Origin of the sequence: Caulobacter sp. 17J80-11 (assembly GCF_014349105.1) — a bacterium.
GTDB lineage: Bacteria > Pseudomonadota > Alphaproteobacteria > Caulobacterales > Caulobacteraceae > 17J80-11.
On sequence record NZ_JACSJI010000009.1, the window covers coordinates 18,853 to 33,892 of the forward strand.

The 15,040-nt window shown below is 70.6% G+C and carries 16 protein-coding genes and 1 pseudogene; 11 read left to right on the forward strand and 6 right to left on the reverse strand.

Going from position 1 to position 15,040, the window contains the following annotated elements; genetic code table 11:
• Window positions 1–7: 7 nt before the first annotated feature.
• From H8B08_RS10760 to H8B08_RS10775, 4 genes are all read left to right on the forward strand, one after another.
• The gene (locus H8B08_RS10760) at window positions 8–1,213 is read left to right on the forward strand and encodes a winged helix-turn-helix domain-containing protein (RefSeq protein ID WP_187450206.1); all 1,206 of its coding nucleotides are present in this window, start codon (window positions 8–10) and stop codon (window positions 1,211–1,213) included.
• Window positions 1,214–1,313: 100 nt separating this feature from the next.
• Window positions 1,314–1,838: a hypothetical protein gene (locus H8B08_RS10765; RefSeq protein ID WP_187450207.1), complete on the forward strand. Its 525-nt coding sequence runs from the start codon at window positions 1,314–1,316 to the stop codon at window positions 1,836–1,838.
• Window positions 1,839–1,906: 68 nt separating this feature from the next.
• Complete coding sequence (locus H8B08_RS10770) at window positions 1,907–3,304, forward strand: serine hydrolase (RefSeq protein WP_187450208.1); 1,398 nt, start codon at window positions 1,907–1,909, stop codon at window positions 3,302–3,304.
• 52 nt (window positions 3,305–3,356) lie between these two features.
• Entirely contained in the window at window positions 3,357–3,914 is a 558-nt protein-coding gene (locus H8B08_RS10775; protein ID WP_187450209.1) for an ankyrin repeat domain-containing protein, read from the forward strand.
• Here H8B08_RS10775 and H8B08_RS10780 read toward each other — a convergent pair.
• From H8B08_RS10780 to H8B08_RS10800, 6 genes and pseudogenes are all read right to left on the reverse strand, one after another.
• Window positions 3,911–5,695 carry an ABC transporter ATP-binding protein gene (locus H8B08_RS10780; RefSeq protein WP_187450210.1) on the reverse strand — a complete coding sequence of 595 codons (1,785 nt, stop codon included), beginning with the start codon at window positions 5,693–5,695 and terminating at the stop codon, window positions 3,911–3,913. The genes H8B08_RS10775 and H8B08_RS10780 overlap by 4 nt on opposite strands.
• Before the next feature lie 53 nt (window positions 5,696–5,748).
• Window positions 5,749–5,835, reverse strand: a pseudogene (locus tag H8B08_RS19570) (hypothetical protein); the annotation flags it as partial.
• A 12-nt stretch (window positions 5,836–5,847) separates the two neighbouring features.
• Entirely contained in the window at window positions 5,848–6,402 is a 555-nt protein-coding gene (locus H8B08_RS10785; protein WP_187450211.1) for a TetR family transcriptional regulator, read from the reverse strand.
• Window positions 6,403–6,460: 58 nt separating this feature from the next.
• Entirely contained in the window at window positions 6,461–7,270 is an 810-nt protein-coding gene (proC, locus tag H8B08_RS10790; protein WP_187450212.1) for a pyrroline-5-carboxylate reductase, read from the reverse strand.
• A gap of 211 nt (window positions 7,271–7,481) precedes the next feature.
• Entirely contained in the window at window positions 7,482–7,979 is a 498-nt protein-coding gene (locus H8B08_RS10795; protein WP_163262696.1) for a YbjN domain-containing protein, read from the reverse strand.
• 91 nt (window positions 7,980–8,070) lie between these two features.
• Window positions 8,071–8,328, reverse strand: coding sequence for an accessory factor UbiK family protein (locus H8B08_RS10800; RefSeq protein WP_163262697.1), 258 nt, complete (start codon window positions 8,326–8,328; stop codon window positions 8,071–8,073).
• Window positions 8,329–8,482: 154 nt separating this feature from the next.
• On the opposite strand from H8B08_RS10800, the gene lgt reads away from it, so the two are divergent.
• From lgt to pth, 7 genes are all read left to right on the forward strand, one after another.
• Entirely contained in the window at window positions 8,483–9,340 is an 858-nt protein-coding gene (gene lgt / locus H8B08_RS10805; protein WP_187450213.1) for a prolipoprotein diacylglyceryl transferase, read from the forward strand.
• Entirely contained in the window at window positions 9,337–10,404 is a 1,068-nt protein-coding gene (locus H8B08_RS10810; protein ID WP_187450214.1) for a class I SAM-dependent methyltransferase, read from the forward strand. Before lgt ends, H8B08_RS10810 begins: the two co-directional genes overlap by 4 nt.
• Window positions 10,401–11,177: a peptidoglycan editing factor PgeF gene (gene pgeF / locus H8B08_RS10815; RefSeq protein ID WP_187450215.1), complete on the forward strand. Its 777-nt coding sequence runs from the start codon at window positions 10,401–10,403 to the stop codon at window positions 11,175–11,177. Before H8B08_RS10810 ends, pgeF begins: the two co-directional genes overlap by 4 nt.
• A gap of 103 nt (window positions 11,178–11,280) precedes the next feature.
• Window positions 11,281–12,216 (forward strand): ribose-phosphate pyrophosphokinase, encoded by a 936-nt coding sequence (locus H8B08_RS10820; protein ID WP_187450216.1) that lies wholly within the window; start codon window positions 11,281–11,283, stop codon window positions 12,214–12,216.
• A gap of 106 nt (window positions 12,217–12,322) precedes the next feature.
• On the forward strand, window positions 12,323–13,378 hold the full coding sequence (locus H8B08_RS10825; protein ID WP_187450217.1) for a hypothetical protein: 1,056 nt from the start codon (window positions 12,323–12,325) through the stop codon (window positions 13,376–13,378).
• Window positions 13,379–13,523: 145 nt separating this feature from the next.
• Window positions 13,524–14,135, forward strand: a complete 612-nt coding sequence (locus tag H8B08_RS10830) for a 50S ribosomal protein L25/general stress protein Ctc (RefSeq protein WP_187450218.1) — start codon at window positions 13,524–13,526, stop codon at window positions 14,133–14,135.
• A gap of 182 nt (window positions 14,136–14,317) precedes the next feature.
• Complete coding sequence (pth, locus tag H8B08_RS10835) at window positions 14,318–14,938, forward strand: aminoacyl-tRNA hydrolase (RefSeq protein ID WP_187450219.1); 621 nt, start codon at window positions 14,318–14,320, stop codon at window positions 14,936–14,938.
• Window positions 14,939–15,040 lie beyond the last annotated feature (102 nt).

The window sequence follows — 15,040 nt, forward strand, 5'->3', positions numbered from 1 at the left end:
CTCCCCCATGACCGTCTCCCTCTCCCGCGCCGAGGCGCGCCGGATCGCGATCGCCGCCCAGGGCCTGGCCGACCGGCGGCCCGCGGGCGAGCCCGGGCGCGCGCACCTGAAGCGGGTGTTCGAGCGGGTCGGGCTGATCCAGATCGACTCGGTCAACGCGGTGGCGCGCTCGCACTACCTGCCGCCGTTCGCCAGGCTCGGCGCCTATCCGCAGACCCTGCTGGAAGAGGCCGCCTGGGGGCGCAAGAAGCAGCTGTTCGAGTACTGGGGCCACGAGGCCTCTCTGATCCCGGTCGAGCTGCAGCCGCTGTTCCGTTGGCGCATGGCCCGCGCCGAGGCCGGCGAAGGCACGTGGGGCAACGTGGCCCGCTTCGGGGCCGAGCGTCGCGACTTCATCGAGGCGGTGGCGCGCGAGATCGAGAGCCGCGGCCCGATCGCCGCGGGCGACCTGAGCGAAGGCGGCAAGGCGGCCGGGGCCTGGTGGGGCTGGAGCGACGGCAAGCGGGCCATGGAGTGGCTGTTCTGGTCGGGCCGCATCACCACGGCCACCCGCCGCGGCTTCGAGCGGGTCTACGACCTGACCGAGCGGGTGCTGCCGGCCGGGGTCGCGAGCGCGCCGACGCCCGCGCCGGCCGACGCCCAGCGCGAGCTGATCCGCATCGCCGCCCGCGCCATGGGCGTCGCCACCGAAGGCGACCTGCGCGACTACTTCCGCATGGACGTGGCCGACGCCCGCGCCCGCATCGCCGAGCTGGTCGAGGCCGGCGAGCTGGAGCCCGCGAGCGTGCAGGGCTGGGGCCGACCGGCCTTCCTGGCGCCCGACGCGCGGCGGCCGCGCAAGGTGGCGGGCTCCGCCCTGCTCTCGCCCTTCGACTCGCTGGTCTGGCGGCGCGAGCGGGCGGAGCGGCTGTTCGACTTCCGCTACCGGCTGGAGATCTACACGCCGGCCGAGAAGCGCACCCATGGCTACTACGTCCTGCCCTGGCTCCAGGGCGACCGCATCCCCGCGCGCCTGGACCTGAAGTCCGACCGCGCCGCCGGCCTGCTGCGGGTGAAGGCCGCGCACGCCGAGGAAGGCGTGAACCCCGACGCGGTCGCCCCGGCCCTGGCCGCCGACCTCTCGGCCATGGCGCGCTGGCTGGGACTGAAGGACGTGGCGCTGGACGGCGGCGAGCCGCTGGACGAGGCGCTGCGGCGGACGCCGTTCGAATAGGCCGTCCCCCTGCGTCGATAATAACGGTTTATAAAAAATTCATCGTGCATCGCTGGGGAGCCGGCTTGAGACCCGGTCTGGACAGAAGGTTCAGCGAGCGATGACGACCGGGAAAGCACCGGCCAAGGCCTGCGGCGACTGCAACCTGTGCTGCCGCCTCTACGATATCGACGAGCTCCGCAAGCCGGCGGGGCTCTTGTGCGGCCATTCCTGCGAGAGCGGCTGCGCGATCTGGGGCCGTCACCCCAAGACCTGCAAGACCTTCACCTGCCTGTGGCTGAAGCACCCGCTGCTGGACGCGCGCTGGCGTCCCGACGTGGCCGGCTTCGTGCTGCGCTCGGAGCCCGACGGCGTGGCCCTGTGGGTCGACGTCGACCCGCTGGCCCCGGTCGGCCGCTGGCGCGAGGCGCCCTACTACGGCCAGTTCAAGTACTGGTCCGAGGCCCTGCGCCGGGGCGAAGGCATGATCATCGTCCGCGACGGCGGTCAGACCTGGGTGATCACGCCCGAGGAAGACCTGCTCGTCGAGAACGCCGGCCCCGACGACCTGGTCGAGGCGGGCTACACGCACACCCCCGAAGGCCTGCGGCCCTGGGCGCGGCTGGTGCAGCAGCACGCGGCCTGAGGCAGGCTTGACCTTCCGGCCCTGACGAGGCCCGATGCGCCCCTATCGAGTCCGGGGGCGTACCAACAATGCGGCTTTCCACCCTGGCGCTGTCCAGCGCTGTCATCGCTCTCGCAGCGGGCGCCGCCCACGCCCAGGAGACCCCGCGCCACTTCGCGGCGCTGGTGGCGGGCTACAAGGCCTCGTTCCTGTGCAGCGGCGCCTTCGACGCCGGCCAGAGCGAGGCGCAGATCACCGCCGACGACCTGGGCCTGATCTATCAGGAATACCGCGAGCCCATCGCCAAGCTGCCGGCTGCCATCGACCGCGAAGCCAAGACCGTGTCGGTGCCGTTCGCGCCGGACATGCCGCCGCGCATCGCCGCCTTCCGCCCCAACCTGGGCTGCACCACCCTGCCGATCGGCGCCGGCCCCGACGCGATCGCCAAGCTGCCCACCCTGAAGGTCTCAGCCCCGCCCAGCACCGACGGCCTGGCCTGGCCGATGGGCGACCGCGACGCCGTCGCCAAGCTGCCGAAGGCCAAGGCCAAGGCGGTCGACGCCTTGATCGCCTCGGCCTTCGACCACGCCACCTACGGTCAGGGTTCGGAGACCACCGCGGTTATCGTCGTGAAAGACGGCAAGATCGTCGCCGAGCGCTACCGCGAGGGCTACGACCTGCATACGCCCCAGCGCACCTGGTCGGCCGGCAAGAGCCTGGCCGGCACCCTGATCGGCATCGGCGTGCGCGACGGCCTGCTGAAGGTCGACGAACCGGCGCCGGTGCCGGAGTGGCGCAAGCCCGCCGACCCGCGCGGGAAGATCACGCTCGCGAACCTGCTGCACATGGGCAGCGGCCTCTACGCCGAGAAGGCCGGCAACCGCACCGACCAGATCTATGTCGGCGGCGCCACCGTCGCGGAAAAGGCCGCCGCTCAGCCGCTGGAAGCGGCGCCGGGCACGCGCTGGCAGTACGCCAACGACGACACCCTGCTGGCCCTGCGGTCCCTTCGCGCCGCGGTCGGCGACGACGACCGCTACCTGGCCTTCCCGTTCCAGGAGCTGTTCTGGAAGATCGGCATGCGCCGGACCTTCCCGGAGACCGACTGGAACGGCGACTTCATCATGTCGAGCCAGGTGTGGACCACCGCGCGCGACCTGGCCCGTTTCGGCCTGCTCTACCAGAACGACGGCGTCTGGAACGGCGAGCGGATCATCCCCTCGGAGTGGGTGAAGTACGTCGCCACCCCCGCCCCGGCCCAGCCGGACAAGGGCCCGGGCTACGGCGCGCAGTTCTGGCTGTACGGCGCCAAGGACGGCCTGCCGGAGGGCACCTACGCGGCCCGCGGCAACCGCGGCCAGTACGTCTTCATCGTGCCGTCGAAGAAGCTGGTGGTCGTGCGCCGCGGCTTCGACGCCGTCGGCCCCGGCGGCGAGCAGTTCGAGGTGGCGCGGTTCACCAGGGACGTGATCGCGGCGGTGGAGTGAGGCGGAGGCGACGCGGCCATAACACGAGGCGAGTCCGTTGAAACCATACCCCATGATCACCGAAGCAATTCGGAATGGCTCCCTTGATCAGCTGCAAAGGCTGTTCACGGACCATCCGGAAATGGTTGCGTTTCGCGTGCCCGGCTTCGGAACTTGGCTGCACTATGCGTCAGCCCACGGGACAGTGGAGATCGTCAAGCACCTGGTCAGCTCGGGGTTTGACGTCAACGCGCCTGACCACCTCGGTCAGGGTCGCCCAATTGAATGCGCTGCATCGAAGGGAAACGTCGACATTGTCCGATACCTCCTGGACTGCGGGGCGACCCTGGACATTGACGAGCCAGTTCGGAACCCGCTTTTCGGCGCGATCATCGGGGGATCGCGAGAGGTCGCCGACCTTCTTCTAAGGGCCGGCATTGACAGCAAAGCGCGCTACAACGGCGCTCGCATGAAGGACATGGACGCCGTCGCTTTCGCGATGATGTGGGGACACCGCGACATCGCACGGAGCATCGCGCTTTGGAACGCCGATGGTGACGGCACCGCCGCAGAAGCCGCGATGGCCGAGGGGCTACTCGTCGCCCAGACGAATACGGCGGCGCCCGCTTAAGCCACCCCTTCCGCCACCGCGTTCAGCCGCGCGTAGGTCCCGCCCTGGGCGACCAGTTCGCCGTGGCGGCCTTCCTCGACCACGCGGCCGCCCGAGAACACCAGGATGCGGTCGGCGCCGCGGATGGTCGACAGGCGGTGGGCGATGACGATGGTGGTGCGCCCCGCCATCAGGGCCTCGGTCGCCGCCTGCACCTCGCGTTCGGTCTCCACGTCCAGCGACGAGGTGGCCTCGTCCAGCACCAGGATGGGCGCGTCGGCCAGGAAGGCGCGGGCGATCGCCACGCGCTGGCGCTCGCCGCCCGACAGCTTCACGCCGCGTTCGCCGACTAGGGTGTCGTAGCCCTTGGGCAGGCGCATGACGAAGTCGTGGGCGCGCGCCCGCTTGGCCGCCTCGACGATCTCCTCGGGCGACGCGTCGGGCCGGCCGTAGGCGATGTTCTCGGCGATGGTGCGGTGGAACAGGGCCGGGTCCTGCGGGACGACGGCGATGGCCTGCCGCAGGCTGGCCTGGGTCACGGCCGAAACGTCCTGGCCGTCGATCAGCACCCGGCCGCCCTCCAGGTCGTAGAGTCGCTGGATCAGCTTCACGAAGGTCGACTTGCCCGAGCCGGTCGGGCCGACCAGGGCCACCCGCTCGCCGGGTTCGATGCGCAGCGAGAAGTCCTCGTAGACCGGCTTCGGCTGGCTCTTGTAGCGGAAGGTGACGTGGTCGAAGGCGATCTCGCCCAGGCGCGGCCGGAAGGCCGGCGCGCCGTCGCGGTCGGCGACCTGCGGGTCCTGGCGGTGATAGGCGGCCACGTCGGCCAGGTCGTCGATGCCCTTCTGCAGCATGCGCACCATGTCGCCGAAGTTGCGCAGATAGCCGGCCATCAGCATGAACGAGGTGACCGCGAAGGCGACGTCGCCGGGCTGGGCGGTGCCCGCGGCCCAGCCGCGGACCATCACGCCGGTCAGCGACGCCTGCAGCATCAGCAGCAGGACGTTCATCGCCAGGCCGTTGTCGGCGAAGCGGTTCCAGGTGCGGATGGTGGCCGCGCGCCAGGCGCTGGTGGTCTGGCCGAAGCGGGCCGCCTCGCGCTGTTCGGCGCCGAAGCTCTTGACCACCGCCACCCCGCCGACGGCGTCGGCCAGGGCGCCGCCGATCTTCGAATCCAGCGCGTTGGACTTCAGGTTGGCCGGCCGGATCCACTTGGTGGTGATCAGGATGCTGGCGACCATGTAGAGCGCTACGATACCCAGGCTGACCGCCCCGGCCAGCGGGTCGCGGGCGAACATGGACAGCGACAGGCCGAACAGCACGATCAGCGCCGGCCCCAGCATCAGGATCAGCACGTCGGAGACGCTGTCATAGCCCCACATGGCGCGGCTGACCTTGCGCACGGTCGAGCCCGCGAAGGTGTCGGCGTGCCAGTCGGACGAGAAGCCCTGCACCTTGGAGAAGGCCTCGTTGGTCATCTCCTCCATGTTCCTGGCGGCGAACGGGTTCATGGTCCTAAAGCCGCCCTGCCTGAAGCCGTAGAACAGGGCGTAGATCGCAGTCAGGGTCGCCCATGCGCCCCAGGCCACTTCGGGTCGGCGGACCGGGTCGGAGACCACGTCGACCAGGTGGCCGGCCGCCCACGGGATCGACAGGTCGCAGGCGGTGGCCGCCAGCATGAAGGTCAGGATCAGGGCGAACGCCTTCGGACGGCGCATCCACTGGCGCCAGACGAAGGCCAGCACCTGGCCGTTGGATAGGGCGCGCTTGGGCGCGCCGTCGATGTCGGTGTCGTCGGTCATACGGGCGGCCACATAGGTCGCGGAAAGGCCGATTGCGAGGGTTGTGCGGCTGACCGCCCTCGCCCTTCGACAAGCTCAGGGTGAGGGCTACTGGAAGCGCAGTCGAAATCCTCATCCTGAGCTTGTCGAAGGAAGAGGATTTCGAGCCCCGGTCAGAACCCCGCGCCCACCCGCTTCAGGCCGTCGTTCATCTGGCGCAGGCGCTTGTCGATCTCGGCCATGGTGCGGTTCAACGCGCCCTCGTCGTCGCGCCAGACCTGCAGCACCCGCGCCCACACCGCCGTCATGGCCGCCAGGCGCGCCGCGCCGCGGGTCCCAGACGCGTCGATCCCCGCCCCCTCCAGCAGGGCGCGCGCCGTGCGCGGCAGACGCAGCGCCACGGCGGCCCGATCCTCGCCGGCCATGGCGATCAGGGCGGCGCGGTGCGGCTCCATCGCCTCCAGCCGCCGCATCACCGCGTCGAACAGCCGGTCGTGGGCCGAGGCCTCCTCGTCATGGCCGTTCTTCAGCGCCGCCAGGTCGAACCGGCGGGCCAGCCAGTCGACCACCACCGCCTTGCTTGAGGCCCGCACGTAGAGGTCGGCGAAGGGGATGTCGGCCTTCCTGGCCACGTCCTTCAGCGCGACCTCGCCCCACGGACGCTCGGCCGCGAGCGCGAGCGCGGCGGCGGCGGCGCGGTCCAGCAGGTCTTCGGCGGGGTCGGTCATGAGGCGTCGCCTTCTGCTCGGACGAAACGTGAGCATTCTCACGCCGGATTGCGAGAGCCTAACCCGCCAGGTCCTGCGCCCGCTTCACCGCCGCGGCCACGGCGTCACGCAGCAGCGGCTCCAGTCCGCCCTCGCCGGTCAGGACGCCCAACGCCGCGCGGGTGGTGCCGCCGGGCGAGGCGACCTGGGCGATCAGGTCGGCCGGCTCGGCCCCGCTCTCGGCCATCAGGGCCGCGGCGCTGGCGATGGTGCCGCGCGCCAGCGTGCGGGCCGCCTCGACCGGCAGGCCGGCGCTGACGCCGGCGTCTTCCAGGGCCTGGGTGAAGGCGTAGAGGTAGGCCGGCGCCGAAGCCGAGACCGCGCCGGCGGCGTCCATGAGCTCTTCGCGCTCCAGTTCGACGACGGCCGAGATCGGCGCGAACAGGGCGGCGGCGCGGGCGCGCGCCTCCGGGTCGGCGGCGTAGAGGCTGGTCACGCCCTCGGCGCGGGCCACGCCCGTGGTCGGCAGCACGCGCGCCACGCGGCGGCCGCCGAAGCGGGCCTCGAGGTCGGCCGCCCGGGTGCCGACCAGCACCGAGACGATCACCGCGTCCTTCGGCAGGACCGCGTCGTAGGCCGGCGCGATCTCGCGCCACTTCTGCGGCTTCACGCAGAGGACCACGGTGCGCACGTTCGCCAGGTCCGCGTCTGGCGGGTTCAGGGCCGCGCCCTCGGCGGCGGCCGCGTCGCACTCGGGCTTCTGCGACGGCGTGCGGATCAGAAGGTCGGAGAACGGGAAAGCGTTGGCGCGCCGCCAGCCCTGGATCAGCGCCTGGCCCATGCGCCCCGCGCCGACAAGCAGGACGGGGGAGAAGGATCGATCGGTCATGGGAATCTCCGGAACGCGCGCTCTTCTACCCACGCGCGGCCGATGATCTCAAACCGTCATCCCGGCCGCAGCGGAGCGAAGCGCAGCGGAGAGCCGGGACCCAGCAAGCGCGGCGCTTGTTGCAGGCCGCGTTCGCAGCGTTCAGGTCGAGCTGCTGGGTCCCGGATAAGCGCTGCGCGCTTTCCGGGATGACGAACTGATAGGTGGCGGCTTACGCCCGCCCGACCGTCTCGAACATGCAGCAGGCCATGGCGTCCGACGGGGTCTTGGCGCCCTTGAGCAGGAAGTTGAAGGCCGGGAAGAAGCGGTCGGCCGCTTCCACCGCCGCGTCGATCATGGACGCGGCCTGGGCCAGGGTCGGGCGCTCGCCGTGCGGCAGGGCCAGGGAGTGGCGGAAGACGATCTCGCCGTCCTCCGGCCAGATCTCGAAGTGGCCCAGCCAGACGCGCTGGTTGACCAGCGACAGCAGTTCGTAGGTCGCCCGCTTCGACTTCGGCGCCCGCAGGTCCAGCGAGCAGCACAGCTGCAGGCAGTCGCCCTCGGGGCGCCAGGCGAACCAGAGTTCGTAGTCGCGCCAGTCGCCGGCCAGGGCGAACGCCAGGTCGCCGTCCTCGGTCCGGTCGAACGGGAGATTTTCCGCCGACAGGACGTTTTCAACGACGTCGAGGGGATCGAAGGCGAGGTCCAGCTCTTCCGGTCGGGTGTCCATAGGCGGTCCCTCGTACTCGGCGCCGACCGGGCGAAACGGGCGGACGACTCAAACGTCCCGCTTCATGAGGGTAACCGCTTCGTAAACCAGCTCAACCGGCGTCGTCTGCCGGGCGAGCGCCATCCACAGAAGTGTTCCCTTTCAGGGTCGCGAGCTCGGCCCGCAGCGCCGCCACCTCGGCTTTCAGGGCCTCGAATTCGTCGCGGCGGATCAGGTCCAGTTCGGCCACCAGCCGGTCGCCCTGGGCGCGAAACGCGGCCCGGGCCTCCTCGCCCGCCGCCTGGGCCAGGCCCATGGCGCCGGTGGTCAGCTTGGCGAACTCGTCGAGGAGGGGATTGCGCGTATGCATGGCGATCTCGTCTGGGGGATCTCTTCAGGGCCGAAGCGGCCCGCACCGTTTCTTTATAGAGCGCGAGCGACGCCGACGCGACGGTCCGGTTCGAAGGGGGCGACGGACGCGGTGTCGCTTGCTAAACGAGGCTGACAGCCTGCGAGGACGCGCCGTGCAGTTTCCCGACATCGACCCGTTCGTTCCGTACCTGCACTGGGGCAACTTCGGCGTGCGTTGGTACGCCCTGGCTTACGTCGCCGGCATCCTGCTGGGCTGGTGGTGGGCGGCGCGTCTGCTCACCCGGGAAGCGCTGTGGGGCCCCAAGGGCCCGCCCCTGACCAAGCTGCAACTGGACGACCTGATCCTGTGGATCACCGTCGGCATCATCGGCGGCGGCCGCATCGGCTACATCCTGTTCTACCAGCCGTCGATGATCTGGGAGTCGCCGCTCGGCATGCTGAAGCTGTGGGAGGGCGGCATGTCCTTCCACGGCGGCCTGATCGGGGTGGCCCTGGCCATCGTGCTCTTCGCGCGGCGCAACAAGATCGCCCTGCTGAGCATCGGCGACCTGGTCGCGCCGGCCGCGCCGATCGGCCTGTTCTTCGGGCGCATCGCCAACTTCATCAACGGCGAGCTGTGGGGCCGCCCCACCGACGCGCCGTGGGGCGTCCGCTTCTGCAACGCCACGATCGAGGCGACCTACGGCCACTGCCCGGCCGGCGTGGTCCCGCGCCACCCCAGCCAGCTCTATGAAGCCGGCCTGGAAGGCGTGGCCCTGTTCCTGGTGCTGTACTGGGCGACCTACGTGAAAAAGCTGCTGCCGCGGGAGGGCCTGGTCACCGGCATCTTCCTGACCGGCTATGGAATCTGCCGCTTCCTGCTGGAGAACGTGCGCGAACCCGACCAGCACATGCCGGAGTTCCTGCGCGGCCACGTCACCATGGGCATGCTGCTGTCGATCCCGATGATCGCCGTCGGCCTCTGGCTGATCTGGCGCGCGCGCCGCGTGGAAGCCCCCGCCGCCGCATGAGCCTCGAAGATCGGCTGAAGGCCGAGATCGCCCAGACCGGCCCCATGCCGGTCTCGGCCTTCATGGCCCGCTGCCTGTTCGACCCCGAGGGCGGCTACTACGCCACGCGCCCGCGACTGGGGCCTGAGGGCGACTTCATCACCGCACCGTTGGTCTCGCAGATGTTCGGCGAGATGCTGGGTCTGTGGGCGGCCGAGACCTGGACCCGGCTCGGCCAGCCCCCCCGCGTCCTGCTGGTCGAGATGGGCCCGGGCGACGGCACGCTGATGAGCGACGTGCTGCGCGCCGCCCGCCTGGTCCCGGAGTTCCTGGCGGCCGCAGAGCTGTGGCTGGTGGAGCTGTCCCAACCGCTGCGCGCCGCGCAGGCCGCGCGCCTGGCAGACGCGCCGCTTGCGCCCCGCTGGGCGGACGCGCTTTCCGAGGTCCCGTCCGACGCGCCGCTGATCCTGCTGTCGAACGAGCTGCTGGACTGCCTGCCGACCGACCAGTTCGTGCGCGCCGAACGCGGCTGGGCCGAACGGCGGGTCGGCCTTTCGCCGGACGGCGAGCTCGCCTTCGGCCTGACCCCGGGCCATCGGCCGGCTGACGCGCCCGAGGACCTCGCCGCCGGCCTGGTCTGGGAAGTCTCGCCCGCCCAGGCGGCGCTAGGCGCGGAGGTCGGGGCCCGCATCGCCGCGCAAGGCGGGGCGGCGCTGTTCATCGACTACGGCCGCGACCGGCCCGAGCCCGGCGACACCCTGCAGGCGCTGAAGGCGCATACCAAAATATCGCCGCTGGAGACGCCAGGCGAAGCCGACCTGACCGTCTGGGCCGACTTCCCCGCCTTCGCCGCGGGGGCGCGGAGCGCCGGCGCACAGGCCGCGATCCTCACGCAAGGCGCGCTGCTGCGCCGCCTCGGGATCGAGCAGCGGGCCGCAACCCTGGCCCGCGCCCGCCCCGACCGGGCCGAGACCCTGGCCCGCCAGCTGGCGCGGCTGGTCGATCCGGCCGAGATGGGGACCCTGTTCAAGGCCTGCGCGGTTCACGCCGGCCCCGTGCCTCCGGGATTCGAGGAGACGTCATGACCACCCCGCCCCCCGCCCTCACCTCGCCGCGGCTCCAGCTCGAAGGCGTGCGCCACGCCTTCTTCACCCGCCATGGCGGCGTCTCCACCGGCATCTATTCCAGCCTGAACCTGGGACCCGGCTCCAAGGACGACCCGGAGGCGGTGGCCGAGAACCGCCGCCGCGCCGCCGCGGTCTTCGAGGTCGGGCCGGACAATCTGCTGAGCTGCTACCAGACCCACTCGGTGATCGCGCGGGTGGCCGACGCTCCCTGGGCCGGCCAGCGGCCGGAGGGCGACGCCATCGTCACCTCGACGCCGGGCCTGGTCTGCGGCGCGCTGTCGGCCGACTGCGCGCCCATCCTGTTCGCCGACGCCGAGGCCCGCATCGTCGCCTCCGCCCACGCCGGCTGGAAGGGCGCGCTGGACGGCGTGGTCGGCAGCGCGGTCAGCGCCATGGTCGCGCTCGGCGCCTCGGTCAGCCGTATCAACGCCGTCGTCGGCCCCTGCATCGGTCCGAAGTCCTACGAGGTCGGGCCTGAGTTCGTGGACCGCTTCGTCCACCACGATCCGGGCTCGGCGCGCTTCTTCGGCCCGGTCGAGGGCTCGGACCGCCAGCTGTTCGACCTGCCCTCCTTCGTGCTGTGGCGGCTGGAGCAGGCCGGGGTCGAACACGCCGAGTGGATCGGCCACGACACCTGCGCCGAGGAAGAGCTGTTCTTCTCCAACCGCCGCGCCTTCAAGCGCAACGAGGGCGACTACGGCCGGCTGATGAGCGCGATCGCGCTGGTCTGAGCCCGTCACAATCGATCTTAACGGGCGCGGGCGCGGCGTCGCGCCCCTTGCCCTTCGGGCGTTCGCTGCTAGAAGCGCGGCGTCAAATCGAAGGGCGCGTGCCATGAAGCTGCTGTCGGGCAACTCCAACCAATCCCTGTCGCAGGCGATCGGCGACTACCTCGACGTGCCGCTGACCAAGGCGCAGGTGAAGCGCTTCGCCGACATGGAGGTGTTCGCCACCATCGACGAGAACGTCCGCGGCGAGGACGTCTTCGTCATCCAGTCGACCAGCTATCCGGCCAACGACAACCTGATGGAGCTGCTGATCTGCATCGACGCGCTGCAGCGCGCCTCGGCCCGGCGGATCACCGCGGTGATGCCCTACTTCGGCTACGCCCGTCAGGACCGGAAGACCGGCGGCCGCACGCCCATCTCGGCCAAGCTGGTGGCCAACCTGATCACCCGCGCCGGCGCCGACCGGGTCCTGACCATGGACCTGCACGCCGGCCAGATTCAGGGCTTCTTCGACATCCCCACCGACAACCTGGTGGCCATCCCGGTGCTCGCCCGGGACATCAAGAACAACTACGAGGACAGCCACGAGCTGATGATCGTGTCGCCGGACGTCGGCGGCGTGGTGCGCGCCCGCGCCCTGGCCGACCGCCTGAACGCCGACCTCGCCATCGTCGACAAGCGCCGTCCGCGCGCCGGCGAGAGCGAAGTGATGAACATCATCGGCGACGTCTCGGGCCGCCGCTGCATCCTGTTCGACGACATCGTCGATTCGGCCGGCACCCTGTGCAACGCCGCCGCCGCCATGATCGAGCGCGGGGCCGCCTCGGTCTCGGCCTATGTCAGCCACGGCGTGCTGTCGGGCCCGGCGGTCGAGCGCGTGAAGAAGTCGGTGCTGAGCGAGCTGGTGATCACCGACTCCATCGAGCAGCCGGAGCAGGTTCTGGCCTGCGGCAAAGTGCGCACCGTCACCGTGGCGCCCCTGATCGGCGAAGCGATCCGCCGTATCGCCAACGAAGAATCGGTATCAAAGCTTTTTGATTGACCGAGGTTCGTCCAGAATCCCCGTCGAATCACCCCCGGACTGTCGCTATAGTCCGCCCGCGGTCGCGGCAGGCGCCTGACTTGGGTTCGAAGGGGGACGTGTCGGTATGAGCATGGTGAACTTGCGGCGCGCTGCGCTTCTGGGCGCGTTCGCTTCGTCCCTCGTCCTGGTCGCCTGTCAGGAGCCCCCGGCTCCGCCGCCGCCCGCCCCGCCGCCGCCGCCGCCGCCCGTCGCCCTGTCGTCGGGCGTGGCCGAGGCCGCCGCGGCCTACGAGACCTACGTCAGCCAGGCGAAAGAAATTCAGGCGAACTTCGCCGACGGCGAGTCCATCCAGGCGTCGCTGCGCAAGGGCGAGTCGTACGAGGCCAAGCAATTGGCCCAGGGCGTGATCGCCTACGGCGCCGTGCTGGCCCTGCAGGAGCCGACCTTCGTCGCCGGGGTGCGCGAGCTGGGCCGTGACCCGGCCCAGCGCCAGCAGATCGTCAACCAGATCTTCGCCGACCCGGCCTACGCCGCCCAGCTGCCGGGCGCGGACGCCGCGGCCGGACGCGTGGTCGCCGAACTCACCGCCGACGGCGCGGCCGTGCACAAGGCCGGCTCGGCCGTGAAGCAGTCCGCCTACGACGTCCAGCGTCAGAAGTGGTCCAAGGAATTCGTGAAGGAGCGCGAGGCGCGCCTGGCCACGGCCAAGCAGCTCTCCTCGCAGCCGATCGCCCCCTCCACCGATCTGTCGGCCCAGCTGCTGCAGGCGGCCCTGAGCGGCACCGGCCTGCCGTCCGTCACGGCCGGCGCGGAGAAGCCCTACACCCCCGCGGTGCAGCGCTCGCTGGCCATCGCCGCCCTGGCCGCCCTGGGCGCGGCCGGCGACGACAACGCCACGCAGGTGAACGCCCTGCTGGAGGACAACGTCGGTCCCTCGTGCCTGAACCTGTCGAAGCTGAACCTCTACCAGTGCCTGGCCGTCTCCAAGCCGCACTACGAGGACGTCTTCTGCCTGGGCCAGCACGTCCTGATGGACACCGGCCAGTGCATCACCAAGGTCGCCGGCAAGATCGCGCCGGTGGGCGAGCCGATTCCGCTGCCGGCGGCGCCGGCGGCCCTGGACGCGGCCTCCAACACCACCAACGCGGTCCAGACCGAGGGCCCGAAGGGCGGCAAATAGGACGGATCAGCGCGCCGGCGCGGGCTCAGGTCCGCGCCGGTTGCGCACCCCCGTCGAAGCATGTATTAAGCCGCGCTCTTAGATTCCGGGGTAACCCCCACGCCGCGCCGGGTGCGCGGCGGTTTCGTTTTTGAGGCTGAAGCAGATGGCCGAGATCGTTCTCAACGTCGAAGTTCGCGAGCGCACCGGGACGGGCGCCGCCCGCGCCGCGCGTCGGGCCGACCAAACCCCGGGCGTCCTGTACGGCGGCGACCGCGGCCCGGTGCCGATCTCCATGGAGACCAAGGCGCTGCGCAAGGCGCTGTACACCGGCAAGCTGCTGGGCCACCTGGTGACCCTGAAGTACGGCAATGAGACCCAGCCGGTCATCGCCAAGGCCGTCGACTTCCACCCGGTCACCGACGTGCCGCTGCACTTCGACCTGTACCGCGTCGAGGAGCACCAGACGATCAAGATCTCGGTGCCGGTGCACTTCCAGAACCAGGAAGCCTCGCCGGGCATCAAGCGCGGCGGCGTGCTGAACGTCGTCCGTCACGACGTCGAGATCGCCTGCCCGGCCGACCAGATCCCGGAAGAGCTGCTGGTCGACCTGACCGGCCTGGAGATCGGCGACACCGTGCGCATCTCCAACATCGCTCTGCCGAAGGGCGTGACCCCGACCGTGACCGACCGCGACTTCGTGATCGCGACCGTCACCGGCTCGGCCAGCCAGGCTGCTGAAGAAGCCGCCGAAGGCGAAGAGGCTGCTGAAGGCTGATCGCCTTCACAATCTGATATGTAGACGGCCTCGTCCTTCGGGACGGGGCCGTTTCCTTGTGCACGTTCCGCAAAAGTGGAAGCCGGTTTTGCGTTAGAACGTGCACAAACTTTCAACTTGCGCGCATTCCGGGCGGTCGACCGGCGGCCACTCGACCTGAATGCGCGCTAGGAGCTGCGTCCGTGCTGATCCTGGCCGGGCTCGGAAACCCCGGGCCGAAGTACGAGAAGAACCGCCACAACATCGGCTTCATGGCGATCGACGAGATCGCCCGCCGCTGGCGCTTCGGCCCCGAGCGCAGCAAGTTCCAGGGCATCGCCTCGGAAGGGGTCGTGGACACGCCCCAGGGCCCGCAGAAGGCCCTGCTGCTGAAGCCGCAGACCTACATGAACGAGAGCGGCCGCTCGATCGGCGAGGCCATGCGCTTCTACAAGCTGAAGCCCGAGAACGTCGTGGTGTTCTACGACGAGATCGACATGGCCCCGGGCCGCTTCCGCATGAAGACCGGCGGCGGCGCGGCGGGCCACAACGGCATCCGCTCCACCATCGCCCTGATCACCGCCGACTTCCGTCGCGCCCGCATGGGCGTGGGCCATCCCGGCGAGAAGGAGCTGGTGCACGGCTGGGTGCTGTCGGACTTCCACAAGGTCGACCAGCCCTGGGTCGACGGCCTGACCCGCGCCTGCGCCGACGCCCTGCCCTTCCTGATGCTGGGCGAGGACGAGCGCTACCAGGCCGAGGTCCTGCGCCTGGCCCCCGCGCCCAAGGCCGACCCGCGCCGGGCGATCAGCGCCGGCGACTGACGCGTCGCAGAAGTTGCGCGCCGGCCGAATTGCTCTCACCGGTGTGCAAGGATAGGCTCCCCGGCCTGTTCCGGGGGGAGTAGACATGCACGCCGACCGCCT

What these genes read in the sequence shown, in the direction of transcription:
- H8B08_RS10760 (WP_187450206.1), top strand. Translation starts at nt 8, where the DNA reads ATGACCGTCTCCCTCTCCCGCGCCGAGGCGCGCCGGATCGCGATCGCC.
- H8B08_RS10765 (WP_187450207.1), top strand. Translation starts at nt 1,314, where the DNA reads ATGACGACCGGGAAAGCACCGGCCAAGGCCTGCGGCGACTGCAACCTG.
- H8B08_RS10770 (WP_187450208.1), top strand. Translation starts at nt 1,907, where the DNA reads ATGCGGCTTTCCACCCTGGCGCTGTCCAGCGCTGTCATCGCTCTCGCA.
- H8B08_RS10775 (WP_187450209.1), top strand. Translation starts at nt 3,357, where the DNA reads ATGATCACCGAAGCAATTCGGAATGGCTCCCTTGATCAGCTGCAAAGG.
- H8B08_RS10780 (WP_187450210.1), bottom strand. Translation starts at nt 5,695, where the DNA reads ATGACCGACGACACCGACATCGACGGCGCGCCCAAGCGCGCCCTATCC.
- H8B08_RS10785 (WP_187450211.1), bottom strand. Translation starts at nt 6,402, where the DNA reads ATGACCGACCCCGCCGAAGACCTGCTGGACCGCGCCGCCGCCGCCGCG.
- proC (WP_187450212.1), bottom strand. Translation starts at nt 7,270, where the DNA reads ATGACCGATCGATCCTTCTCCCCCGTCCTGCTTGTCGGCGCGGGGCGC.
- H8B08_RS10795 (WP_163262696.1), bottom strand. Translation starts at nt 7,979, where the DNA reads ATGGACACCCGACCGGAAGAGCTGGACCTCGCCTTCGATCCCCTCGAC.
- H8B08_RS10800 (WP_163262697.1), bottom strand. Translation starts at nt 8,328, where the DNA reads ATGCATACGCGCAATCCCCTCCTCGACGAGTTCGCCAAGCTGACCACC.
- H8B08_RS10810 (WP_187450214.1), top strand. Translation starts at nt 9,337, where the DNA reads ATGAGCCTCGAAGATCGGCTGAAGGCCGAGATCGCCCAGACCGGCCCC.
- pgeF (WP_187450215.1), top strand. Translation starts at nt 10,401, where the DNA reads ATGACCACCCCGCCCCCCGCCCTCACCTCGCCGCGGCTCCAGCTCGAA.
- H8B08_RS10820 (WP_187450216.1), top strand. Translation starts at nt 11,281, where the DNA reads ATGAAGCTGCTGTCGGGCAACTCCAACCAATCCCTGTCGCAGGCGATC.
- H8B08_RS10825 (WP_187450217.1), top strand. Translation starts at nt 12,323, where the DNA reads ATGAGCATGGTGAACTTGCGGCGCGCTGCGCTTCTGGGCGCGTTCGCT.
- H8B08_RS10830 (WP_187450218.1), top strand. Translation starts at nt 13,524, where the DNA reads ATGGCCGAGATCGTTCTCAACGTCGAAGTTCGCGAGCGCACCGGGACG.